The organism is Parachitinimonas caeni, from assembly GCF_030129945.1.
Taxonomy (GTDB): domain Bacteria; phylum Pseudomonadota; class Gammaproteobacteria; order Burkholderiales; family Chitinimonadaceae; genus Parachitinimonas; species Parachitinimonas caeni.
The window spans coordinates 50538-75412 of record NZ_JARRAF010000014.1; the positions used below are offsets into that span (position 1 = coordinate 50538).

General features: G+C 54.3%; 22 protein-coding genes. 8 read left to right on the forward strand and 14 right to left on the reverse strand.

All coding sequences use genetic code 11. The annotated features are described in order from the left end of the window. Positions 1–2: 2 nt before the first annotated feature. From PZA18_RS13135 to rsmA, 5 genes are all read right to left on the reverse strand, one after another. On the reverse strand, positions 3–662 hold the full coding sequence (locus tag PZA18_RS13135) for an amino acid ABC transporter permease (RefSeq protein ID WP_284101307.1): 660 nt from the start codon (positions 660–662) through the stop codon (positions 3–5). Next, on the reverse strand, positions 662–1408 hold the full coding sequence (locus PZA18_RS13140) for an amino acid ABC transporter permease (RefSeq protein ID WP_284101308.1): 747 nt from the start codon (positions 1406–1408) through the stop codon (positions 662–664). Before PZA18_RS13140 ends, PZA18_RS13135 begins: the two co-directional genes overlap by 1 nt. 78 nt (positions 1409–1486) lie before the next feature. Further along, complete coding sequence (locus PZA18_RS13145) at positions 1487–2380, reverse strand: transporter substrate-binding domain-containing protein (protein WP_284101309.1); 894 nt, start codon at positions 2378–2380, stop codon at positions 1487–1489. Positions 2381–2472: 92 nt separating this feature from the next. Then, entirely contained in the window at positions 2473–3207 is a 735-nt protein-coding gene (locus PZA18_RS13150) for an amino acid ABC transporter ATP-binding protein (protein WP_284101362.1), read from the reverse strand. 79 nt (positions 3208–3286) lie between these two features. Further along, on the reverse strand, positions 3287–4069 hold the full coding sequence (gene rsmA / locus PZA18_RS13155; RefSeq protein WP_284101310.1) for a 16S rRNA (adenine(1518)-N(6)/adenine(1519)-N(6))-dimethyltransferase RsmA: 783 nt from the start codon (positions 4067–4069) through the stop codon (positions 3287–3289). A gap of 145 nt (positions 4070–4214) precedes the next feature. Here rsmA and PZA18_RS13160 point away from each other — a divergent pair, with 145 nt between their 5' ends. Continuing rightward, the gene (locus PZA18_RS13160; RefSeq protein WP_284101311.1) at positions 4215–4982 is read left to right on the forward strand and encodes a sulfite exporter TauE/SafE family protein; all 768 of its coding nucleotides are present in this window, start codon (positions 4215–4217) and stop codon (positions 4980–4982) included. Positions 4983–5160: 178 nt separating this feature from the next. Here PZA18_RS13160 and gabD read toward each other — a convergent pair whose 3' ends face one another. Together gabD and gabT are read right to left on the reverse strand one after the other, a co-directional pair. Next, positions 5161–6618 (reverse strand): NADP-dependent succinate-semialdehyde dehydrogenase, encoded by a 1458-nt coding sequence (gabD, locus tag PZA18_RS13165; protein ID WP_284101312.1) that lies wholly within the window; start codon positions 6616–6618, stop codon positions 5161–5163. A gap of 39 nt (positions 6619–6657) precedes the next feature. After that, positions 6658–7929, reverse strand: coding sequence for a 4-aminobutyrate--2-oxoglutarate transaminase (gabT, locus tag PZA18_RS13170; protein ID WP_284101313.1), 1272 nt, complete (start codon positions 7927–7929; stop codon positions 6658–6660). A gap of 253 nt (positions 7930–8182) precedes the next feature. Here gabT and amrB point away from each other — a divergent pair, with 253 nt between their 5' ends. Genes amrB through PZA18_RS13190 form a run of 4 tightly spaced genes read left to right on the forward strand, consistent with a single transcriptional unit; the run spans position 8183 to position 11179 of the window. Further along, positions 8183–8986, forward strand: coding sequence for an AmmeMemoRadiSam system protein B (gene amrB, locus PZA18_RS13175; protein WP_284101314.1), 804 nt, complete (start codon positions 8183–8185; stop codon positions 8984–8986). After that, complete coding sequence (amrA, locus tag PZA18_RS13180) at positions 8983–9543, forward strand: AmmeMemoRadiSam system protein A (protein WP_284101315.1); 561 nt, start codon at positions 8983–8985, stop codon at positions 9541–9543. Before amrB ends, amrA begins: the two co-directional genes overlap by 4 nt. Next, on the forward strand, positions 9540–10613 hold the full coding sequence (gene amrS / locus PZA18_RS13185; protein WP_284101316.1) for an AmmeMemoRadiSam system radical SAM enzyme: 1074 nt from the start codon (positions 9540–9542) through the stop codon (positions 10611–10613). Before amrA ends, amrS begins: the two co-directional genes overlap by 4 nt. Positions 10614–10630: 17 nt before the next feature. Then, entirely contained in the window at positions 10631–11179 is a 549-nt protein-coding gene (locus PZA18_RS13190; RefSeq protein ID WP_284101317.1) for an HD domain-containing protein, read from the forward strand. Positions 11180–11244: 65 nt separating this feature from the next. On the opposite strand, the gene PZA18_RS13195 is transcribed toward PZA18_RS13190, so the two are convergent. The 5 genes from PZA18_RS13195 to pbpC all read right to left on the reverse strand — a co-directional run bounded on the left by PZA18_RS13195 (position 11245) and on the right by pbpC (position 17202). Next, complete coding sequence (locus PZA18_RS13195) at positions 11245–11499, reverse strand: YdcH family protein (RefSeq protein WP_284101318.1); 255 nt, start codon at positions 11497–11499, stop codon at positions 11245–11247. Between the two features lie 170 nt (positions 11500–11669). Next, complete coding sequence (gene hslU, locus PZA18_RS13200) at positions 11670–13001, reverse strand: ATP-dependent protease ATPase subunit HslU (protein ID WP_308447382.1); 1332 nt, start codon at positions 12999–13001, stop codon at positions 11670–11672. Positions 13002–13014: 13 nt separating this feature from the next. Then, a complete protein-coding gene (gene hslV / locus PZA18_RS13205) occupies positions 13015–13548 on the reverse strand; it encodes an ATP-dependent protease subunit HslV (RefSeq protein WP_284101319.1) in 534 nt (177 codons plus the stop codon). A 144-nt stretch (positions 13549–13692) separates the two neighbouring features. Next, positions 13693–14967: an STAS domain-containing protein gene (locus tag PZA18_RS13210; protein ID WP_284101320.1), complete on the reverse strand. Its 1275-nt coding sequence runs from the start codon at positions 14965–14967 to the stop codon at positions 13693–13695. Between the two features lie 102 nt (positions 14968–15069). Beyond that, entirely contained in the window at positions 15070–17202 is a 2133-nt protein-coding gene (gene pbpC, locus PZA18_RS13215) for a penicillin-binding protein 1C (protein ID WP_308447383.1), read from the reverse strand. Positions 17203–17462: 260 nt separating this feature from the next. Here pbpC and PZA18_RS13220 point away from each other — a divergent pair, with 260 nt between their 5' ends. Then, the gene (locus PZA18_RS13220; protein ID WP_284101322.1) at positions 17463–18263 is read left to right on the forward strand and encodes a transporter substrate-binding domain-containing protein; all 801 of its coding nucleotides are present in this window, start codon (positions 17463–17465) and stop codon (positions 18261–18263) included. Between the two features lie 79 nt (positions 18264–18342). On the opposite strand, the gene PZA18_RS13225 is transcribed toward PZA18_RS13220, so the two are convergent. Further along, positions 18343–18804, reverse strand: coding sequence for a CreA family protein (locus tag PZA18_RS13225; RefSeq protein ID WP_284101323.1), 462 nt, complete (start codon positions 18802–18804; stop codon positions 18343–18345). 311 nt (positions 18805–19115) lie between these two features. On the opposite strand from PZA18_RS13225, the gene PZA18_RS13230 reads away from it, so the two are divergent. Both PZA18_RS13230 and fliD read left to right on the forward strand, forming a co-directional pair. Then, positions 19116–20639, forward strand: coding sequence for a M12 family metallopeptidase (locus PZA18_RS13230; RefSeq protein WP_284101324.1), 1524 nt, complete (start codon positions 19116–19118; stop codon positions 20637–20639). A 141-nt stretch (positions 20640–20780) separates the two neighbouring features. Next, the gene (gene fliD / locus PZA18_RS13235; RefSeq protein WP_284101325.1) at positions 20781–22121 is read left to right on the forward strand and encodes a flagellar filament capping protein FliD; all 1341 of its coding nucleotides are present in this window, start codon (positions 20781–20783) and stop codon (positions 22119–22121) included. Between the two features lie 87 nt (positions 22122–22208). On the opposite strand, the gene PZA18_RS13240 is transcribed toward fliD, so the two are convergent. Further along, positions 22209–24872 carry an RCC1 domain-containing protein gene (locus PZA18_RS13240; RefSeq protein ID WP_284101326.1) on the reverse strand — a complete coding sequence of 888 codons (2664 nt, stop codon included), beginning with the start codon at positions 24870–24872 and terminating at the stop codon, positions 22209–22211. Between the last annotated feature and the right edge of the window lie 3 nt (positions 24873–24875).

A 24875-nucleotide genomic window follows, 5' to 3' on the forward strand; every position in this document is an offset into this window, starting at 1 on the left:
CGTTAGCGGATGATGGCTATCTTGGAATGCAGATGTTTAACCAGTCGTGACAGGAAAAAGCTGATCACGAAATAAATCACGGCAACGGTGACATACATTTCAAGCAGGGTATTGTCGCGGTGAGCGATTTTGTCGGCGGCGCCAAAAAGATCGGTCGCGCCCAAAACATAAACCAACGAAGTATCCTGAAACAAAATAATGGTTTGGGTTAATAGCAGTGGCACGACATTGCGAAATGCCTGCGGCAAAATGATATACCGCATATTTTGTCCATAAGTGAAACCCAAAGCAGAACCTGCATAAACCTGGCCTTTAGGAATGGACTGTATACCTGCCCGCATGATTTCACAGAAATAGGCGGCCTCGAAAATGGCAAAGGTCACATAGGCAGAATGTTCTGCGCCAATTGGGCGGCCGATAATAAATGGCAGGACGACGTAGAACCAATAAATGACAATAACCAGTGGCGTGGACCGGAAGATATTGACGTACCCCGAGGCAATCATGCTCAGCGGCTTGATGCTGGATAGTCGTGCCATAGCCAGCAAGGTGCCCAGGATGATGCCTGCAAGGGCGGCGAAGGCGGTCAGGGATATTGAAAACTGAAAGCCTTCCCATAGGGCGTTACTGGCGCGGGGAATCGAGGACCAATCGAGTTGCATTATTTGCCTCCCGAGATGTAGCCAGGTACCTGAACCCGGCGTTCGATAAACGTCATGATCCGGTTGGCGCTGAAGGCCACCAGAATGTAAATCAGCCCGACTATTGTCACGACTTCAATCTGGTTGGCGGGTTTGTAATCTCCCGTGATTTGTTTCATCTGGAAGAACAACTCGGTGGCCGTAATGGAATAGGCAACTGCCGAGTTCTTGAAAATACTCATGAATTCAGACGTCAATGGCGGAATGACCACACGGAAAGCCATGGGTAGCAATACGTGACGATAAGTCTGGGCGAGGGTTAATCCTAGCGCCAGACCGGCATTCTTTTGGCCTCGGGGGAGGGCGAGAATACCTGTGCGAATCTGCTCGGCCACACGTGCAGCGGTAAATAGCCCTAAACCGATAATCGACGTAATAATGCCTGGGTGCGGCATATCCTGCTTCATCCAATTACCGATATTAGTGGGTACCATTTCCGGCAATACGAAAAACCACATGAATAGCTGAACAATCAGTGGAATATTGCGAAACAGCTCAACATAAGCTGTGGCAATGCCAGCAACGAATTTATTGGGTAAGGTGCGGGCGGTGCCAATAATGGTGCCCAATATCAATGCGATGACCCAGGCGGATAATGCAATCAGCAGTGTCCAGCCTAAACCGCTAATCAGCCACTGATAATAAAATTCATCCGTGTCGGTAACATTTTCGAATATGACCAACCAGTCCCACTGGTATTGGCTCATGTTGCCTCCCAATTACAAACAAAGACCTTGAAACGGCAAGGGGCCTTGCGGCCCCTCTTTCGCCAGGTATACAGCGGCTTAAACCCCGTTATCGTTCGGGTTCTTGATGGCCTCTTTCAGCTGAGGGCTCATCGGCAGATTCAGGTTGATATTCTTGGGAGGAATCGGTTGGGTGAACCACTTGTTGTAGATCTTTTCAACCTCACCCGACTTCATCAGGCCAATCAGGGTGTCATCAACCAGCTTCTTGAACTGCGGATCATCCTTGCGGATCATGATGCCGTAGGGCTCAACCGAGAGGGCTGGACCTGCAATCATGAAGTCTTTTGGTGACTTCGAGTTGGCGATCAGACCAGCCAGCAGTACATCGTCCATGACGAAAGCGACGGCACGGCCTGACTCGACCATCAGGAATGATTCGGCATGATCTTTACCATAGACGTTCTTCACGTCGATGTTATGACCCTTCTCATTCTGTTTGATGTAGCGGTCAGAGGTGGTGCCGGTAGTGGTGACGACAGCCTTGCCATTGAGGTCATCCAACGTTTTTACACCTGAATCGGCCTTGGTCAGCATGCGCACCGAGGTAACGTAGGTGGAAACACCGAACGCCACCTGCTTCTGGCGTTCTTTGGAGTTGGTTGTCGAACCGCACTCAATATCAACAGTGCCGTTGGTGATCAGCGGAATCCGAGTCTGCGAGGTGACCGGGTTGAGTTTGACTGCCAGATTGGGGAGCTTCAGCTCTTTTTTCACGGCATCGACGACTTTCCAGCAAAGGTCCATGGCGTAGCCAATGGGCTTTTGCGCGTCATCCAGATAAGAGAACGGGATTGAAGACTCACGGTGCCCGACAGTAATCGAGCCCGAATCCTTGATCTTCTTGAGCGTGCCGGTCAGTTCATTCGCTTGGGCGTGGCCGATAAAGCTTGCGCTGACGGCGGCAACGAGGAAGGCAAGGCGTTTTTGCATTATGAAGTCTCCTTTTGATTGATAAATCTCACTATAGCCAATCTGGCCTGCCTCACCGTCTGGTGCGGTGTAGTGGCCAGAACGGCTTTGCCTTAGTGCATCGGTGAAAGAATCTGTTTCAGGAACTGCTTGGCCCGGTCAGTTTTGGGGGCGCTGAAGAACTCGGCGGGCGTTGCTTGTTCCAGAACTTCTCCATGGTCGAGAAAAACCACGCGATGTGCAACTTCACGGGCGAACCCCATCTCGTGCGTCACCACCATCATGGTGATACCGGACAGCGCCAAGTCTTTCATGACCTGCAGGACTTCACCGATCATTTCCGGGTCGAGTGCTGAGGTCGGCTCGTCAAACAGCATGATCTTCGGTTCCATGGCCAGGCCACGGGCAATGGCTACACGCTGCTGCTGGCCTCCGGAGAGCTGGGATGGGAACGCATCTTTCTTGTGTGCAAGACCCACTCGCTCCAGCAGCTGCACGGCTTTTTGCTCGGCCGCTTCACGGCTCTGCTTGCGCACCTTGATCGGGGCCAGTGTGATGTTGTCGAGCACGGACAGATGGGGGTACAGGTTGAAATGCTGGAAAACAAAGCCGACATCAGCACGCAAGGCGTTGATGTCTGTGCGGTGATCGGCGACGTTCTGGTCGATGACCCAGATTTCTCCATCACTGATGGGTTCGAGCTGGTTAACAGTACGGATCAGCGTTGATTTTCCCGATCCAGAAGGGCCACAGACGACCACGACTTCGCCTTGGGCGATTTCAAGAGAGACGTTCTTGAGTACATGCAGTTGCTTGAACCACTTGTTGACGTTGACGAATCGGATGATGGACATGGCAGTTCCGGGCTAAATGTGTGGGCAAGTGTAGGGAGTGCAACTATTACCGAAAAGTCGGGGATAACCCTCATCAAATAAGGCGCTGCGCCAATTTGATGTAGTCCATGACGCTCAGATTTTCTGCTCTGGCTCCTGGGTTGATGCCCAGAGATTCCAGGGTTGTGTCATCAAACCAGCCTTTCAGGTTGTTGCGCAGGGTTTTGCGACGCTGGGTAAATGCCTGTGTTACCACTTTTTCCAAGGCTTCCACTGGGATGTCTGCAAGCGGCTGCGGGAGTGGAATCAGCCGGACCACGGCCGAATCGACCTTGGGCGGGGGATCGAACGCATGCGGCGGGACATCCAGCAGCTTTTCCATATAAAACCTGAACTGCAGCATGACGGACAGCTTGCCGTAATCAGTATTGCCCGGTTCCGCTACCATCCGATCCACCACTTCTTTTTGCAGCATGAAGTGCATGTCGGAAATGGCGTCTGATTGCGATGCCAGATGGAAAAGCAGTGGGGTGGATATGTTGTAAGGCAGGTTGCCGACCACTCGAATCTGCTTACCAGGGGCTATTTCGTCTCGCAATCCGCGAAAATCGAAAGCCAAGGCATCGCAGTTGTGGACCCGCAGACGCTCTGCCGGAAAACGGCGAGTCAGGTGTTTGACGATGTCGCGGTCCAGCTCAACTGCGTGTAGGACCTTTACCCTATCCATTAACGGCTGGCTGAGGGCGGCCAGTCCTGGGCCGATTTCGACCAGGGGATCGTCCGACTTGGGGTCGATGGCTGAAACAATGTCGGTTATAACGCCGCGATCTTGCAGGAAATTCTGACCAAAGCGTTTGCGCGGGATGTGGGCACTCATCGCACATGTTCTCTTATCTGTTGGGGCGCCATTGTGGCACGAGCCGGCTAAACTGTGTCGGTTCGGCCTTTTGCGCCGCAGCACGCAGTCAGCCAGAGCTGGTTGAATGTCTTGCTGGGTAGTGTAGGCCGCGTGGAGGGCAGGCATGGTGCCAGGTTGGGAACAGATTGCATGGATGGTTATGGCTGGGCTGTGCGGCGGCATGATCAATGCTGTAGCCGGGGGAGGCACGCTCTTGACCTTTCCGGTCATGCTGGCAGCAGGGATGTCGGTCACCGAGGCCAACGCCGGCAGCATGGTGGCACTTTGGCCGGCCTATGGATTGGCGTTGTGGACCAGTCGCGGCAGTTTGCAGCCACTCCGATCACTATTGCCGGGGCTGGCACTGGCCAGTCTGGGGGGGGGCATCGCTGGCGCGGCGTTTCTACTATGGCTGGGAAATGCCGCATACAGCCACCTTCTGCCCTGGTTGGCCCTCCTGGCAACCTTGGTATATGCCCTGTCCGGGTATTTTCATGCCTCGCCAGCAAGGTCTGAGGGAGGAGGACATTTCCGTATGTTGCCGTGGTGGCAGCTATTGGTTGCTTGGTACGGTGGCTTTTTTGGCGCCGGCATGGGTTTTCTCATGCTGGCACTATACGCCCTGTCTGGAGTCGCTCAGATTGCCCAACAAAATGCTTTGAAAAACTGGGGGTCGATGTGGGTGGTGAGCGTGGCTATTGCCGTGTATGGGCTGGATGGCCAAATAAAATGGGTTTTGGTCCTTCCAGTAGCCTGCGGTGCGGTACTGGGGGGCTGGTGTGGGGGTACGCTGGCTGGCCGATTGAGTGCAACCTGGTTCCGGACGGTTGTCGTAATGGCCGGGTTAGGGCTGTCTGGTGGGTTGTGGGCCCGTCAGCATGGATTATTTTGAGTGGTTGGGTGTTGCCGGTCAGGGCAAGGCCCTGCTTGTAACAACGATGCGAGAGACTGGTATTTGATGGTTTCGCTGGCTACGACAGCTGTGGCGTGGCGAATGTGGAAGTGTAGATAAAAAAATTCCCGCCTGGCTTGCGCCGAGGGCGGGAAGAGGAGGAGGAACTGTCACCTTGCTAGCGTAGACCAGCAAGGCATAAATACTTGAGTTCGAGGTATTCATCGAGACCGTGGCGGGAGCCTTCACGACCCAGTCCCGACTGCTTCACACCCCCGAACGGGGCAACCTCATTTGAAATCAGGCCGGTATTGATTCCGACCATGCCAAATTCGAGTGCTTCTGCAACTCGCCAAATTCTGCCGATGTCGCGGCTGTAAAAGTAACTGGCAAGTCCAAACACGGTACTGTTAGACATTTTAACGACTTCCGCCTCCGATTGAAAGCAAAAGACGGGGGCGACCGGACCGAAGGTTTCCTCGTAAGCAATCTGCATCGTCATATCCACACCTGACAGAACGGTGGGAGTAAAGAAATTGCCGCCCAACTCGTGCCGTTTTCCGCCACTGATCAACCGGGCGCCCCGTTGCGTGGCATCGGCGATATGGGCTTCCACTTTGGCGATTGCTGCCTGGTCGATCAGCGGTCCGATCTGTACTCCGGGGGTGTTGCCGGTACCGACTTTCAGCTTGGCGACTGCCTGGGCCAGCTTTTCAACGAAGGCATCATGGATGCCTGCCTGGGCGAAGAGCCGGTTAGCACAGACGCAGGTCTGGCCAGCGTTGCGATATTTGCTGGCAATGGCGCCCTCCACGGCGGCATCCAGGTCGGCGTCGTCGAATACGATGAACGGCGCATTGCCCCCCAGTTCCAAGGATAGCTTCTTTATTGTCGGCGCGCAGGCCGCCATCAACTCGCGGCCGACTTCGGTGGAGCCGGTAAACGACAGTTTGCGTACACTGGGGTTTGCGGCCAGCTCGCCACCGATTTCCCGGGCGGCTCCGGTTAGCACCGACAGAACGCCGTCAGGCAGACCGGCTCTCGCGGCAAGCTCTGCGAGTGCCAGGGCGGTGAGCGGGGTTTGTGAGGCCGGTTTGACGATGACCGTACAGCCCGCAGCCAGAGCGGGGCCGACCTTGCGCGTGATCATGGCAGCCGGGAAATTCCAGGGGGTAATGGCGGCGCATACCCCGACCGGTTGTTTCAAAACCAGCAGGCGTCGATCCGGCAGTGGCGAGGGAATCGTTTCGCCGTAAACGCGCTTGGCTTCTTCGGCAAACCATTCGATGAAGGAAGCCGCATAGGCGATTTCACCTTTGGCTTCTGATAGCGGCTTGCCTTGTTCGGTGGTCATCAGCAGGGCCAGATCTTCCTGATTGGCCATAATCAGCTCGAACCAGCGGCGCAGCAGGCTGGCGCGATCTTTGGCGGTGCGGTCGCGCCATTCTGGTAGCGCGGCTTCGGCTTGTTCAATGGCACGACGGGTTTCGTCAGCCCCCATTCTGGGGACCTTTGCAATGATCTGGCCATCTGCAGGGTTGTCCACCGATAGAGTGGCGCCATTGTCGGCATCTACCCAGCGGCCTGCCAGATAGGCTTGTTGTTTGAGTAGCGATGGGTCTTTCAGCACAAGCATGGTTCGGTCCTGATAGGGGGCGGTTGAAGGTTCCGGTTGTCAGCCAATCTCGGCAGTCATTGCCGATTCGAGTAGGTCGAGTGCTTCGGCAAAGGTTGCGTCACCAATGGTGAGTGGGAAGAGAAAGCGCAATACATTGCCATACACCCCACAGCTGAGCAGCAGCAAACCGTTGGCCATTGCGCGTTGCTGGATGCGGCGGGTGCCGTCAGGGTCCGGCTCACCATTTCGCCAGAACTCGGCGGCCACCATGGCACCCAGGCCACGTACCTCGGCTAGCTGCGGCAAGCGTTGTTGCAGGTGGGTTAGCCGATCTTTCAGCTGTTGTCCCAGTTGTTCTGCGCGCTGGTTCAGCCCTTCCTGTTCGATGACTTCGAGCACGGCCAGCGCTGCGGCCGTGGCCAGCGGGTTGCCGGCATACGTGCCCCCTAACCCGCCTGGTGCCGGGGCGTCCATGATTTCGGCTCGTCCGGTCACGGCGGATAAAGGCAGGCCACCTGCCAGACTCTTCGCCTGGGTGATCAGGTCGGGCAAGACGTCGTAGTGTTCCATGGCATACCAGCGTCCGGTTCTGGCAAACCCGGTCTGGATTTCATCGGCTATCAGCAGGATGCCATGCTGGCTACAGAGGCGGCGCAGTTCCCGCATGAATTCTGGCGGGGCAATGTAGAAACCTCCTTCCCCTTGAATCGGTTCAAGAATGATTGCAGCGACCCGTTGCGGTTCGATGTCTGCTTTGAACAGAAATTGCAGTGCCTTGAGTGAGTGTTCTGCCGTAATGCCATGCAGGGCAACCGGAAACGGTAGGTGGTAGATATCAGCCGGAAAGGGGCCGAAGCTTTGCTTGTAGGGGGCCACTTTGCCAGTCAAAGCCATTCCCAGCAGGGTGCGACCATGAAACCCGCCTGAGAAGGCAATTACGCCGGGGCGGCCCGTGGCGGCACGTGCAATCTTGATGGCGTTTTCGACAGCTTCGGCGCCTGTCGAGAAAAACGCGGTTTTTTTGTGATGGTTGCCCGGTGTCAGATGATTGAGCCGCTCCGCTAGCGCGATATAACTTTCGTAAGGCGCAATCTGGTAGCAGGTATGCGTGAAGTTCTGCAGCTGGGCCTCAATCGCCTGGACAATTCGGGGGTGCCGATGGCCGGTATTCATGACCGCAATGCCGCCGGCAAAGTCGATATAGCGACGACCTTCGACATCCCACAACTCAGCGTTGTCTGCTTTGGCGACGAAGAAAGGGGCCAGAACGCCAACGCCACGCGGGGTGGCCAGTTCGCGGCGGCGTTGCAATGATTCACTGCTGGGCATGATATCCCCCGTTGGCGAGCCTCATGATGTCCAAGCATAGACGATGAATTTTTTCATCGTCAATGTTGAATATGTTCATCGTTGCGGGAGGGAGCTAGCCGTATGTCGGGAATCAAAACCTTCTTGGTTTCAAAGGCTTGCTTGGCGTGCTTCGGCCCGCAATATACATAAGAACGGTGTATTGAATGGGCTGCTATCGCTGCATGCCAAAGAGTGATGGGGCAGGTTTTCACTGATCGGGGAGCCGATTGTCATGAGTCAGCGCTTCGTGCGGACACCCGCTGTGGCGGGGTTGTTTTATCCGGCGGATGCCGCTTTGCTCGCGGCTAGTATCACCAACATGCTGTCGGTGGCGGCAGAGCAGGCAGGGCAGCGCCCAAAAGTATTGGTGGTGCCTCATGCGGGCTATCGCTACTCCGGGCCGATCGCGGCCAGTGCCTATCGCTGTCTGCAGCCGTGGGCAGATCAATTCCAGCGGGTGGTTTTGCTGGGGCCGGTGCATCGGGTGGCGGTACGGGGCTTGGCCCTGCCTGGATGCGACGCGTTCCAGACCCCGCTGGGCGAGGTTCCGGTTGATGCCGAGTGGGTAGCCCGGGTGATGCGCTTGCCACAGGTCACGATCAGCCCGGCCGCACATGCGCACGAACATTCGCTCGAAGTACAACTGCCTTTTCTGCAGGCGGTGCTTCCTACCTTTTCGCTACTGCCGCTGGCCGTGGGAAATGCCAGCGCAGCAGAAGTGTCTGAAGTGCTTGAGTGCGTGTGGGGCGGCCCGGAAACCCTGCTGCTGATCAGCACGGATCTTTCGCATTATCTGCCGTACTTGGCGGCCAAAACCCTCGATCGCCAGACTTGTGATGCCATCTTGCAGTGCGATCTGGCGATTGACCATGAACAAGCCTGTGGTGCCACACCTCTGCGCGGCATGTTGATGTCTGCCAGGCAACACCAACTGCAGGCTCGTCTGCTGGATCTGCGCAATTCCGGTGATACCGCAGGTAGCAAGGATAAGGTGGTGGGGTACGCCGCCTTCCGCTTTTCGGAGCCAGGCCAATGACCAACTCGCTTGGAACCGTCTTGTTGCAGCTGGCACGCAGCAGCATTGAGCAGGAACTGGGCATGCCAACACAGAGCTATGCCGGGTTGATGGGCACACTGCCTGAATTGGCGTTGCCTGGGGCGACCTTCGTTACCCTGACCGAACACGCCGATCTGCGAGGATGTATGGGCACGCTGGAAGCACATCGCAGCCTGCATGATGACGTTTGTGCCAATGCGCGGGCTGCCGCATTTCGAGATCCGCGCTTTCCGCCGGTGACATGGCAGGTGTGGCCACAGATCCGGGTGGAGGTATCGCTGCTGACGGCGCCAGAGCCTTTGCCGGTAGCGGACGAAGCCGATGCGCTACGCCAGCTCGTGCCGGGGCGGGATGGTCTGATCTTCAGCTGGGCTGGGCATCGCAGCACCTTTCTGCCACAGGTTTGGGAGCAGCTGCCGCAGCCGGCCGAGTTCCTGGCCCGACTCAAGCAGAAAGCGGGCGTTTCGGCGAAGTTCTGGTCACCAGAGGTGCGGCTTGCACGCTATCGGGTTGAAAAATGGAAGGAGTGGGCATGACGGCTTATTCGGCCCGCTGGTGGCATCTGCTGGATGATGGGCGTATCCAGTGCGACTTGTGTCCACGAGACTGCCGTCTGCATGCCGGGCAGCGTGGGGCCTGTTTTGTTCGGGCAAGGGAAGGCGATGGCATGGTGCTGACGACCTGGGGCCGCAGTTCAGGTTTCTGTGTCGATCCCATTGAAAAAAAACCGCTGAATCACTTCTACCCTGGTAGCGCGGTGCTGAGCTTTGGCACGGCCGGATGCAATCTGGCCTGCAAGTTCTGCCAGAATTGGGATATCTCGAAGTCACGCGAAATGGATACCTTGGCCGATCAAGCCAGCCCCGAGCAACTGGCCGCAGCTGCCCGGCGCCTGGGGTGCCAGAGCGTAGCTTTTACCTATAACGACCCGGTGGTGTTTGCAGAATATGCAATGGATATCGCAGCCTGCTGTCGCGAGCAGTCCATCAAGACGGTTGCGGTGTCGGCCGGCTATATTCACGACGTGCCTCGTCGAGAGTTTTTCAGCTGGATGGATGCGGCCAATATTGATCTGAAGGCGTTTACCGATCAGTTTTACTTCAAACTTTGCGGGGGGCATCTGGAACCGGTACTCGACACCCTGCGCTATCTGCACCACGAAACCGAGGTCTGGCTTGAAATCACGACACTGCTGATTCCTGGACAGAATGACTCGGACCAGGAACTTGGGCTGCTGTGTGACTGGGTGATGACAACACTGGGGCCTGAGGTGCCGCTGCACTTCACGGCGTTTCATCCGGATTACAAGATGACCGCGTTAGCGCCCACCTCTGCGGCGACACTGGCGAGAGCCCGCCGGATTGGGCTGGCGGCAGGACTGCATTACGTCTACACCGGCAATGTGCATGATGCCGAAGGCGGCACGACACGTTGCCCAGCCTGTGGCAGCGTCGCCATTGAACGGGATTGGTATGCCATCCTTGCTTATCATCTGGATGAGACAGGGGGCTGTGAACATTGTGGCACCCTGTTGGCAGGGTGCTATCAACGCTTTCAGGGCGGCTTTGGCCGGAAGCGGATACCAGTCAGGCTGGCAGGCCCCTGACTGAAACGGGAGAGCTCATGCAGGCAAATTACGCACTACTGCTGGCGGCTGCCGCCTTTGCGGCAGATCGGCATCGCGATCAGCGACGCAAGGATCAGGCGGCGTCGCCTTATATCAATCATCCCTTAGCACTGGCTTGCGTACTGGCGAACGAAGGTGGCGTCGAAGACGTGGTGGTGCTGTGTGCAGCCTTACTGCATGACACGCTTGAAGACACGGCTACCCATTTCGACGAATTGCAGCAACGCTTTGGGCAGGAAGTGGCGGCGGTGGTGGCGGAGGTCAGCGATGATCGGTCTTTGAGTGCTACCGAGCGTAAGCAAGCACAAGTGGCACATGCCGCATCAATCTCCAAGCGTGCCAAACTGGTCAAGCTGGCTGACAAGATCTGCAATCTGCGGGACTTGATATACGCCCCTCCTGCTTCATGGGATAACGCGCGCAAGCTGGCTTATTTTGATTGGTCTGCACAGGTCGTGGCGGGTTTGCGTGGGGTGAATCCGGTATTGGAGGGTTTGTTTGACGAGACTTACCAGAAAGGAAAAGACGGGCTATTGCCCGTCTGATGTACCGCAGGAGAGCCTGCCTAAGGGGTTGGGCAGATTCCCAAGTGGTGGTCTAGCGCCTTGGCTTACTCGGTTGTTTCAGCGGCTTCACGCAGGCGGCTGTACAGATCGTCCTTCAAATGCAGGCGCAACTTCTTCATTTCTTCCAGCGCTTCATCGGCCATGGCTTCAATGCCGCTTTCGCTCCGGCAGATAGCTTTGTCTACCTGTTGGTATTCGGCGAACAAGCGGGCGAAGTGGGCGTCTTCAAGTTTCAGGGTGTGAATCTGCTCTTTGAACTCGGGAAATTCCTGGGCCAGATCGTGATGTTCTACGTGCATAGTGCGCTCCAATGGTTACTGATTGATGAGATGACAGGTACCAGCGTAGTGCAGTCGTATGGCCTGCGGCTTGAGCCAGATCAAGCGCTCATGGTTTCCGTTGCGGCCCCCGGAAAAGACAACAGCCCGCTAGGGCGGGCTGTTGGATACCCTCAAGTCATTGCCGGGTATTACAAGACGTAGCGGGCGAGGTCTTCTGACTCGGCAAGCTCACCCAAGCGGCCATCGACGAAGGCTGCGTCGATCAGAACTTCGCCACGTCGGGCATCGAACGACACCTCTTCCAGCAGACGTTCCATGACGGTGTACAAGCGGCGTGCACCGATATTCTCCGTCTTCTCGTTGACCTGACAGGCAATCTCGGCCATACGGCGGATGCCTTCCGGTGCAAACTTCAGATTGACTTGCTCTGTTGCCAGCAAGGCTTCGTATTGTCTGGTCAGGCAGGCGTCGGTGCCGGTGAGGATTTGCTCGAAATCTGCGACCGACAAAGACTCCAGCTCGACCCGAATCGGGAAGCGACCTTGCAGCTCCGGAATCAGATCGGACGGCTTCGAAAGATGAAATGCGCCGGAGGCAATAAACAGGATGTGGTCGGTCTTGATCATGCCGTACTTGGTGCTGACCGTTGTGCCTTCAACCAGCGGCAGCAGATCGCGCTGTACTCCCTGGCGCGATACTTCTGCGCCTTGGCCTTCCCCTCGACTGGCGACTTTGTCGATTTCGTCAATGAACACAATGCCGTTCTGCTCCACGGCGCGCAAAGCGGCCGTTTTCAGTTCTTCATCGTTGACGAGTTTGGCGGCTTCTTCTTCGGTCAAAAGACGCATCGCTTCTTCGATGCGCAGCTTGCGTAGCTTTTTACGGCCGCCCGCGACATTCTGAAACATGCTCTGGATCTGATTGGTCAGATCTTCCATGCCGGGCGGGGCGAAGATTTCCATAGCGCCTTGTGGTGCGGCGACTTCAATTTCGATTTCCTTATCGTTCAGCTCGCCTTCGCGCAACATTTTGCGAAATTTCTGGCGGGTCTTGCTGTCCTCTTCCCGGTGAGAATGGGTGTCTGCCGAGAAGCCGAATTCGCGTGCCGGGGGCAGCAAAGCGTCCAGTACCCGCTCTTCCGCAAGGTCTTCTGCGCGCACACGAACTTTTTTCATTTCGCTATCGCGTGTCTGTTTGATTGCGATTTCCACCAGATCGCGGATGATGGTGTCCACATCTCGACCAACATAGCCGACTTCGGTGAACTTGGTCGCTTCGACCTTGATGAAGGGGGCGTCTGCCAGTCTGGCCAGTCGGCGGGCAATCTCGGTCTTGCCAACGCCGGTTGGGCCAATCATCAGAATGTTCTTGGGCGTGATTTCGTGACGCAGCGGTTCGTTTACCTGCTGCCGCCTCCAGCGGTTGCGCAGGGCAATGGCAACGGCGCGCTTGGCGGCTGCCTGGCCGACGATGTGCTTGTCAAGTTCGTGGACGATTTCCTGGGGGGTCATTTGAGTCATGATGCCGGGCCGCTCAGAGGGTCTCGATGATGTGGTTATGATTGGTGTAGATGCAGATGTCACCGGCAATTTCCAGCGATTTCTTTACGATGTCTGCGGGAGCCATTTCGGTGTTCTGGAACAGCGCGGTTGCCGCTGCCTGGGCGTAGGCCCCACCTGATCCGATTGCGGCAATGCCCTGTTCGGGTTCCAGCACGTCACCGTTGCCGGTTATCACCAGCGTGGCCGTCTTGTCTGCAACAATCAGCATGGCTTCCAGCCGGCGCAACATGCGGTCGGTACGCCAGTCTTTGGCAAGCTCGACTGCACTACGCAGCAAATGGCCCTGGTGCTTTTCCAGCTTGGCTTCAAAGCGCTCAAACAGGGTAAAGGCATCTGCCGTGCCGCCGGCAAAACCAACCAGAACCTTGTCGTGATAAAGCCGTCTGACTTTGCGTGCTGATGCCTTGATGACCACACTACCCAAGGTGACTTGTCCGTCACCACCCAGAGCGACTGCTTGTCCTCTGCGGACTGACACAATGGTGGTTCCGTCAAATTGCTGCATTCGATTGCCTCATTCAATTACAAAAGACCAAACGGCCAATACCTGACGAAATGGGGCGGATTTGATCGAAATGCAAGGGATAGGCGTAAAAAAACCGGCCAGATCGTTGAGTCTGGCCGGTTGATGGTGGGGTATAACGCTGGCTTATTTCTTGCGGACGACTTTGGCAAAGTCAGCGATGCCCATAATGCGAAACAGCGCAACAATCAGCTCATTGGCACCACCGATGACGATGGATTTGCCGGCTGACACCATGCCCATCAGCACATTGACCAACACGCCTGCGCTGACGAAGTCCACACGCGGGACTTTCGTCAGGTCGATCTGCACGGTCGTGACACTCTCTGCGTATTGGTTCAGGGCGGCAAAGGTGGCGTCGTTGGCAGACAGGATTGCACCCTGGAACCGGAATACATCGTCGTCCGCCTTGTTTGCATCGTCACTGGCCTGAATGTCGGCGGCCAGTTTGGCTTCTTCTGCTGCAACTTCGGCTGCCGTTTTTTGCTTGGCAGCAGCATCCCAGGATGGCGGAGAGACTTCGTAAGTCACGGCATAATCAACGGCGAGGTTTTCAAACTCTTCAAACAGGCCGATCAGCTGATAGACATCCAGCAATAGCAGCCAGTAAGGCTCTTCATCCAGTTCGCGTCGCATGACTTCGATCTTTGATTTAAGCAGTTGAGCAAATTGGGTGCCGCCAGACGGCTGGAATTTCCGGCCCTTCTTTCTGAATTGTCCCCAGCGTACCACCATGGCCGCAGCCGCAACCGGATCTATCTGGGTGATACGGCCAAAATCAATTCGAGCCGCGCCGGGTTGCGCCGAAGAGGCTTTGTCGAGAAGGTCAAGCTGGCTATCAATGTTCTCGGTTGTCAGCGATGCCGGAAAAATGAATGATGCACCAGTGGGCTTGGCGCCTGCTTGAGGGGTCGCAGCGGTGGGCGTGGTACGGTGCCAGACTGGGGCGCTGCGCTCGAATTCGACGACAAATTGCAATGCTAATTCGTCGAATTCAGTTTTGCGGTTTTCAAGCTGATACAGCTCGAACAGCATGAGCCAAGTGTCGAGCGCATGATGGCCCTCAACAGTCTCTATGTCTGCAATCAAGGTGGCGACTGCCGCGTCATTCTGTTCGTTGGCGTAGAGAATCGCGGCCTGTTCCATGGCGGGAGACAGGGTGTCTGTGGACTCGGACACCTCAATCGAAAACTCCCCCATGGTCGAAAATTCAAAAGCAGTAGGCTCGCCCCTTGCGGTTGGCGCCCCTGATTTTGTTGGCGGTTCTGCGACCTTGGGACTGGTGGCTGGCGCTTGAGATGGCGCACGTACCTGCCCCGATGGCAAAGCCACCTTGGGTGTCTTGATCTCCGGTGCTTCTGGCTGCGGAGTGTCTTTTTTCTTGAAGAAGGAGAAAACCACGATCCAATTCCCGACTGCTGAAACCTGGCAAGTGTCTGATGCGCCAAATTTGTTGATGTTAGCTGCTTAATTCAAAAGAATTTTTGGCGCAGAACGACGATTCTATAGCTTAGGTCCCTTATTTAAAATAGCCAAGGCGGCACCCCTGACCTGAAAATGTACTACTGAAAATACTTTTCCTTGGTTATTTACCAGCTCAAGCTGGTACCGGCCTGGGCGCGGCGACCACAGGTGACGGTGGCTGGCCGGAGCTATAACTACTCCGTTTAATCTGAAGCGTAAATTTTCGCCTGCCGAGGCCTCAAAACGTATTGCCTGATTGGTTACCGGAATATCCTGATCGGTCGCAAAGATCATCCCGTCACCCGGATAAGTGATACGCGGCCGGATGGCTAACTGGTTGAGTCGCAATTCGGTCATTTCTGTTCCCGTTAGAAACCATTCATCCCGAGCTGGTTCAATCGACGGCACATATTTGACTCGCGAAGCGACTACCCCTGCCGGCGGAGGCCTTTCCTGGCTGGGTAGGTTTGCGTGCAGCCTGTTGACGGTATCCAACCAGGCGGGGGCTGCTCCGGAAACGCCTGATACATCCCACATTGGCTCACCGTCTGCATTACCTACCCAGATTCCCACGGTGTAACGCTCAGTAAAGCCGATACACCAATTATCACGCATATCTTTGCTGGTGCCGGTTTTTACTGCACTCCAGACTCGCGTGGCCAAGGCGTTTTCAAGGGAAAACGTCGTATTTCTGGCTGCGCGGTCTGACAGCATATGGCTGACCAGAAACGCAGTTGCCGGACTGAAGACGCGCTTCCCGTCCTCAGGCCGCTGGCCTGGGTGAAATCGTAGCGAACTCCAGATCCCATTGTTGGCTAGGCTGCGGTAAGCGTTGGCAAGCTCTGCAAGCCGCACGTCAGCGACGCCCAGAGCCAAGCCGTAGCCGTAATGGTCGGCCGGCAGGTCAAGAGGAAAGCCCAGCCATTTCAACCGTTCATAAACCGGCTCATAGCCTGTAAGTATTATCGTCCGAATTGCCGGAATATTGAGCGAGGATGCCAGCGCTGTTCTGACGCTGACCCAGCCTCTGAAGGAGTGGTCGTAGTTCTGCGGCATGTAAACACCAGCAGGTGTCTGCAGATTGACCGGTGAGTCTTCCAGTAAAGAGGCTGGCGTCAACAATTGCCGCTCAATGGCCAAACCGTAAACAAACGGTTTCAGGGTAGAACCCGCCTGACGTGGCGCCATGACGCCATCGACGTGCGGTGCGCTCGCCGCTTTGCCAAGGTTTCCGACCCATGCCAGCACTTCGCCGCTGGTGTTATCGATCACAATTCCGGAGGCGTCTCGCACGTTCCGGTCTTTCAGCTCGGCGATGCGTTCCCGCAATTCTTGCCGGAGCCAGCGTTGGAGTGAGGCATCCAGACTACTGCGTACGCGCACTCCCGGTGAGGTCAGTAATCGTCTGGCTAGTTCAGGGGCCAGATCGACCACGCTTTCTGCCTGGGCTCGTTGGCCGGATAACGCTTCAATAACCATTTGTCGAATGGGTGTACACGGCGTTGGCTCGGCAGACTGCTGGATCTGACGACACACCCGATCTGCCACCTGCTGGGGCGAGGCATTGGGAGACCGCAACAGGCTGCTTAGCAGAGCGCTTTCTGTACGGTTGAGTTTGTCAGGAGGCTTGCCAATCAGATAGCGGGAAGCGGCATCGATGCCTTGTACCTCGGCCCGGAATGGCACCAGATTGATATAGGCTTCCAATATCTGTGCTTTGGTCCACGACTGCTCAATTTGCTGAGCCTGCCGAATCTGCTTGGCCTTCTGCCACAAACTGCGTCCGCTGCCAGATGGCTTGAGCGAAGAATCGAGTAAGCCCGCCAACTGCATGCTGATAGTACTACCGCCACGTCGATCCCCCCGTAGCGTCGAGAGTGAGGCAGCCCCCAAGGCGGACCAATCCACGCCTTGATGGGCGTAGAAGCGTCGATCTTCAACTTGTACGACGGCTTGCAAAAAGGCTGGGGAAATCTGATCGAGGCTGACCCAGCTCAATTTTCTGCTCTGTATATCCACCCGCATCCTTGAAAGTGGCTCGCCATGGCGATCAGTGAGCCAGCTGTCAGAAGAACGCCATCCCGACTGTACGTCTTTAAACGTCGGCATAGCGGCGGCTGTTACAGAAATTTGCAAACTTAGAAAAACCGATAGGAACTTTTGAACAGACATTCACTCTGACTCCGTGAATGCCAAGCGCAACAGGATTTTTGCACTAGGCTTCATCGTTTCTCTCCTCGACATCCTGTTCTCCCCTACAGGATTTGAACGGCGCCTCTGGCGCCGTTTTTTTTATCCTTGCATTTATCCTATTATGCCCGCCGCTGGGGCGCGACCCTGCCGCCAATTGCAAGTGATATGATGTTGTGTTCAAGCTGCTTTGGTTTGATAGTGTGCCATCTATTCCTAATGACTAAATAAAGGGTTTACCAGTGAAAATTGCGCGCCTATGCCTGTTGGTCGGTCTGTTCGTTTCAGCTATGGCACATGCCAATGATTGGGAAAAAATCCAGAAAAAAGGTGAAATTGTAATTGGAGTACGGGATAGCTCGCCGCCTTTTGGATTTTTTGAAAAATCACGAGGAACTGTTTGGGGGTATGATATTGAATTTGCCCAGTATATTGCCCACAAGCTGAATGTGAAGCCCGTATTCAAGACGGTAGACCCTGCGGATAGATTGACGGTAATTAAAGATGGGCGCGTCGATATTGTACTGGCGACCTTGGCCAAAACGCCAGAAAGAATGAAAGAAATAGAATTCAGTTTGGGATATTTTGTTGCAACTCAAAAACTTTTGGCAAAGAAAAAATATGCTTTCAAGGATGTCAGCCAACTGGATAACATGACCGTCTGTGTGCCGGCTGGTACTACCAATGCCCAGTATCTGCGCCGCTTGTCCGCAAGCGTGAAGATTGATCAACTGCCAGATACGGCTGAAGTCTACAAAGCCCTGGCAGAGGGGAGGTGTGAAGCGACTTGTGGTAGTGAGGCCTCGTTGCAGAGAGGTCTTGCCAAACTGCCCAATAAAGCTGAATTTGAAGTGCCTGATGTTCCACTCGAAGCAGAGATTTACGCAGTAGGAATGCGTCGCGGTGAGAGGCACTTGCAAGAGCAAATCGATAAAGCCCTGATTGAAGCAGAGAAAACCGGAGAGGCTGTTGCGATTTATGATCGCTATTTTGGACCGCAAAGTCCTGTGCCCGTACCACGTTCTTTCAAGATTGCTCGCTGATATTCGATCTCTTTTGCAATGCGGATGGGGAAATGTTTTTGGTATTTACATTTCCCTTTTCGGCACGTTTTAATATCTGTTAGCGAACGGGGATTTTTTGATCCATTACAGCAACTGCTGTAATCGCATTGTCTGGGCTGCCATCTATTAGCTTGTCCGAGTAAGTCAAATAAGTCAGCGCATTACGCTTGGCATCTACAATCCGCACGACCCGGACATGCTTGAATACCAGAGAGGCGCCTTCCCTAAAGACCTCTTCTTGCTTTGGTAACGGTTTGAGAAATTTGATGGCAGCAATTTGCCGGCAAGCCACAGAAAAGCGCGAAGGATCTTTTGCTATGCCCAAGGCACCTTTTATGCCCCCGGACTTGGCTCGGGAGATATAGCACGCAACCCCTTCGACCGAAGGATCATCGAAAGCTTCAACGACTACCTTATGGTCTGGACCAAGCAGTTTGAATGCGGTATCGACAGAACCAATTTCTTCTGCCCCAGCTACTGTCGTCACCATTACCAATCCAGCCAGAATGTATTGCTTCATGCCCATTCCCTTGTAAGTGTTGATTACCAATGTGGCATGGTAAGTCCTTGGGCTAACAGTCGGTTAGATTTACCTTGATCCGACATTCATTTGCGGTATCTCTTGCCGCATGGTGCAGACCGTGCGAGGAGCGATGGGTAAAGGCTTTTTTAAATATACTCAATGACATACGGTAAATTTATTGATGGCGAGCCTATGACAAAAGTATAATGGGTACTTGTGTCTGACATGAGTTTGCCTAATTGAGTAAGGTGGGTTGATGATTGTTGGGATTGATGAGTGAGTGGGTTGGATTGTTGGAGAGTGGGTGTATGAGGCAAAAACTGGGTTCAATAACGAGTAGCGCAATTCTAGCAATGGTGAGTGTGCCTGCTATGGCTCAGATGCTTGAAGGCCCCAGCGAGGGGGATTTGCCCACGGCAAAAACAGTGATCGCTGAGACCGGAAAGACGGTTGAATACCAGATTGTCAATGACGAAGCGCTCCTGGGTGACATCATACTCGGCAAGCATCGGGATATTCAGGCTCGGGGTTGGGCCACCACCACGGTGAGACCTTGGACTAAGCAATCGATTGACGCACGCGTAGCGCAAGGGGCAATTGAGACTCAGACCGAGTATTGGCCGAATGCAATGATTTATTACAGTCTGCAAGAGGCTTCGGCAAACGCCCAATCAGAAATTCTGCAAGCAATGCAGATTATTTCCCAGTACACAGCGGTTCGCTTCAAGCAACGCACCACCGAGACTAATTACGTCAGCTTCCGAACGGCTTCCGGTCTCGGGTGTTCATCGTATGTCGGGATGGCGGGTGGTGCTCAGACCATTAATATTGGCAGCAACGGCTGTGGGGTTGGGTCAACCATCCATGAAATCATGCATGCTCTGGGTATTCATCACGAGCAAACCCGGCCTGATCGCGATCAGTACATTCGAGTGATGTGGGACAACATTGAGCAAAGCAAACATCCCAATTATGAAGTGTCCCCTGGCAGTGTTGCGAACGGTCCTTATGACTACGATTCGATTATGCACTACGGCACATGGGCGTTTGCAATTGACTACAACAAGCCGACCATGATCATGCTGGACCCGTCTATTCCAACCAGCCGCTTGGGTCAGCGAGAGAAGATGAGTAGCGGAGATATCGCGACAATCAGCAAGATTTATCCTGGTACGGGTACGGGTACGGGTACGGGTACGGGTACGGGTACGGGTACGGGTACGGGTACGGGTACATCTAATCAGGCTCCAAAAATCACTCTTAAATATAAAGAGGCCACGGTCTTTTCGGGTCAGTCATTTGATCTGGAAGTGAAAGTCAGTGACGTTGAAACCAGCGCCAGCCAACTTAAAGTTATGGCTACCACCAAGAATACGGCGCTGCTGCCTGCGGCCAATATTAGCGTTGCCGCTTCCACTGCGGCAGATGTCAGAATCGTCAAGCTTTTCCCGCTGGTAACGGCAACAGGTGATGCAACGGTGTCTTTGGTGGTTACTGATGCAGCAGGGGCTTCGGCAACGGAAAGTTTCACTTTGCACGTTAAGAGCGCTGTGGGACTAACTATCGAGCAAAAGGCAATGCTATTGCTCAATTGCATGGAATCCAAGTTTGCGGAGTTGTTACCGGTCTCGACCTCGAGTCAGACAACAAAAGTGACTTACGATAGTCGTAATGCGTACTACCGTGGATATAAAACGGGTTGGTATCAAGGTGTCGTCGAGCCAGCCAATGGCCGCTTAGGGGATTTCTACTATTGGAATCCTGCTGGAGGTGGCTGGACGCGATACGCAAGTTGGGATGACGTGAACCGTTGGCACTGCAAACTATGGTAGCGCTTTGTTGTTGAATCATCACAACCCCTCTACTGCTTGGCAGTGAGAGGGGTTTGTATTTTTAATGTATCGAAAAATTGATTAAGTGATTGATCCGGAACATAATGATTGAAGGTTGAGTGGAATGCGGCGGGGGATATCATGACTATCAGCTTGCTTGATGCAGTAATTGACCGTCAGCTAACTGCACGTGGCTTGTCAGCGCCCAATAACGCGGCCACCCCCCCCAGTACTCCAGATCCTTACGCAGCCCCTACTGACAAATTAATTACCCTTTCGGGGTATGGCCAATTGTTGTCAGCAGCTTCTCGTTTTAGCGATACCCTGGCGTCTACCGCTTCTTCTTCCAATACCATTTCTAGCTCCAGTGCGGATGTGGCTACCGGCGTAGCTACGTCCGGTGCAGCAAGTGCCAGTTATTCACTAAATGTCACGCAGATAGCTAAAGCTCGAACTGTGGATAGTGCAGCTGTTGTGGCAGATCCGAGTGCAGTGTTGTATGCCGGCGGGGCATTTTCCATCCAATTTGGAAGTTATAACTACGGTACTCAGACCTTCACTGCCGGGCCGGCTGACCCAGTGTCGATCAACGTTACAAATGGGTCTCTGAATGGAATCGCGTCGGCCATCAATAGCGCAGGAGCGGGTGTCACGGCATCAGTTAAGCAGGATGGATTTGGCTATAGACTATCTATTGCTTCAAACCAAACAGGGGCTGCAAGCTATTTCAAGATTTCTGCGACCGATAATGACCCGCTATCCAGTTTTCAAAATAGCCTACAGCAACTTGGTTTATATGAATCGCAAGTGGCGCAGGATGCGATTTACAGCATAGGCGGGGTATCCAGTACCAACGCGTCCAACACGAATTTGCAGCTTGCTGATAAAGCTACCTTCAATATTCTTAAAGCGGGTACCACAACTCTTACGGTTTCGCCTGATTCCTCAGGTTTTCTTGGCGCCGCTCAGGCTCTTGTTGCAAATTACAATGCAGCAATTGGTACTGCTGCGTCGCTAACGGGTACTGGAGGCGCGCTAAATGGCGATGCGGTGGGGGGGCAATTTGCTACAGATTTGCGCGCAGCTGCCGTGGCTACTTATGCTAACCCTGGCTCTACGCTGACTACACTTTCCAGTATCGGCATCACACCAACATCTGGTAGCTCGACAAGTACATTGTCAATTGATGCGACTGCTTTGCAGACGGCATTCAACTCGGACAAGTTGGGTGCGACCAACTTTCTGTCTACGCTGGCGCAAGGGCTGAAAACGGTGGTAACTGGGTATACCAACACTTCTGGTGGCACGATCCTGAATCAGGCTAAGACGGTTCAGCAAGGAGTATTGTCTACCATTCTCAGTGGTCAGCCGCCAGCTGGCGTTGCAACCTTGCCCAAAGGAATTCAGGAACTGCTACTGCAACGTTCTTTGTCGACGGGTTCAGTAGTCCCTTCTCTCCCAACTATTTCGGTATTTGCTTGACGATTTACTCGGGGTGCTTGGTTAAGCACCCCCGAGAAAATGGCGTGAGCGCTCTTCTTCTGAGCTTCCCAATGGGTAAAACAGGTTTCAGCGCGGGATGCACGTACCAGTCGGTAGGCGTTTCTCGGGAGGGATCTTGCCAGCGGAGTCTGTTACCTCGTATATCACGCGATAGCTGCAACGATTGAGCATATCTTCCGCAGATTGACCATAGCCAATATAAAACTGCGATCCGGTCAGCTGTGACAAATCAACATCACTCAAGACCTCGATTTTTACCAGCTCATCCTGGCTGTTGATTGAGACACCCGCCAGATATTCTGGTATTGGCCCACCAGCATAAGCATTCCAGCCAATCAAACGATCTTTCATGTACCAGTTAGAGTAGGGAGTTTGGCCGTTAATCAATGCGTCTTTGGCTAGTCTCACACCAACATACACACTGTAGCCTTGAGCAAAAGCTTGCCGGAGTAAAGCTCTGGTATCTTTGATCGTGGCTTTCAGTCTGGTTGCCGATTGCTTTACCTCAACGAGGAACGGTGGGCGTACTGCTACGCTGAGTGGCTCGTTGATGCCTGTGGAGATTAGATCAACCAGGCTATCGGCTTCAGGGTTTACCGCTACTCCTAGTTTGCTTTTAAGTGCAATCGTGCCGTCTCCGGCCTGGCCAACCCAATTGGCGCCCCACCCATACACATAACCATCACGTCGCATGGCAAGACTATGCGTTGTGCCAGCGGCCACTATTTGGGCATTGTCCAGATTGGGGATGCGGGTTGGTGTAAGCACCTCCTCAGTTTCTAGCAAATTACTGATTTGGCCGTATTCGTTATTTCCCCAGCCCCAAACTGATCCATCACGCTTCACAGCGAGCGAGTGTTGGGCGCCTGCGGCTATGGCCACAATATCTGTTAATCCGGGCACCGGCGCAGCTGTCCAGCTGTCCTGTTTGTCTCCAGTACCTAGCTGCCCATAACTATTGTGACCAACCGCCCATACCACGCCATCCGCATCCAAGGCTAAAGTATGTTCGCTACCTCCAGCAATCGCGATGATGCGATTCAGCCCCATCATCTGCTTGGGGCGATCAGTCTGAGCGACCGTTCCTATTCCTAGTTGCCCAAAGGTGTTCCCCCCCCAGGCCCACACGGTGCCATCAGAACGTATCGCCAGACTGTGGTTACCGCCAGCGGCAATGGCTTTGACATTGCCAATACCGGTTACCCTTACAGCTTCATGATGAAAAAGTGACGCAATGGCATTGCCGGTCTGGCCGTTTCGGTTTTCGCCAAACCCCCAAACGGTGCCATCATTTTTGAGCACTAAGGTGTGTAAATAACCTGCTGCGAGGGCTTGTACGCCAGTTAATCCTGATATCTGTGTCGGTCTGGAAAAGTAGGAGTAATCCTTGTTTCCAACCTGACCATATTGATTCGAGCCCCACCCCCAAACCTCCCCGTTCTCTTTGAGGGCCACAGTATGGTCGCTACCTGCCGCTAAACTCATTAGATTTTGCAGGGGAATAGGGGTGGCGACTACACGAAAGACACCGGCGATTTCGCCAAGCTGACCTTGCCGGTTATCGCCGCTTGCCCATACCTGCCCATCTCTCGTCAGTGCATAACTATTGTTTTCACTCCCTGCCAGGAGCACAAAGCTCTTTTCGCTGGGGCTGGGGACCGGATTTTGCTCGGAATCTCCTGCGGAGCCATTGGCAATTTGACCAAAGGTATTGTAGCCCCAACCAAAAAGTCGGCCGTTGCTGATAGCGAGACTATGATCGGCGCCAACCCCGGACGCCGAGACATTGGAAAGTGTTGGGATAGGTTGAGGCAGAACATGGTCAGGATGCCCAAGTTGGCCACTGCTATTGGATCCCCAAGACCAAGCAAGTCCATTGCCGTCGACGGCAATATTGTGGGCTTTTGCTACCGCCAAGCTTTTAATATTGCTTAAATTTTTTACCTGAACGGGTTGATATTGCCGACGTTGACTGCCAGTACCGAGCACATTGTCCCAAGCGCTCCCCCAGGACCATACGCTGCCGTCCTTGAGGCGTGCGAGGGTGTGGTGATTTCCCGCTTTGACTTCAACTATGCCTGGCAGCGTAAAAATTTTAATGGGTGTGGCGATTGCCGAGTCATCTGAGTTGTTGATCTGCCCCTGTTGATTATCACCCCAAGACCAGACACCACCATCCTTGTCAACCGCGACGTTAAAGTAGTCTCCTGCCGCAATGTAACTGATCTTGGGTAGTCCAAGGACTTTTTGGGGGGTTGGAAGTGGCTTCTCTGACTCGATTCCAAGCTGAAATGAGGAGTTTGCTCCCCATGTCCAGACGTTGTCGTTTTTGTCTAAAGCAATGCCGTGTCGCAAACCTGCTGAAACAGCGTTGATGCTTGGTAGGTTGAGTAATTTAGCTGGGCTATTGAATGGAGCGGGGGAGCCGGTTGTGAGTTCGCCGAAAAATGCCGCGCCCCAACCCCAGACGGAACCATCGTCGGCCAAAGCCAGTACAAAGCCACCTCGGGTGCTTAGTTCCCGAACGGGGGGTAAATCAGGGACGCGGGTCATTTCTCCTGTCCAAAGCGTTCTGTTGCGCCCGAGTTGCCCAACGTTGTCTATGCCCCATGAAAATGGATCCCCTTTACTATTGAGTGCCATCGAAAAATTTCGACCTGCAGCAACGTTGGGCTGTGCGGGCCAAGCGCACTGCATGCAAGCGAAGAGTACTAAAAACAAAATACGCATAAA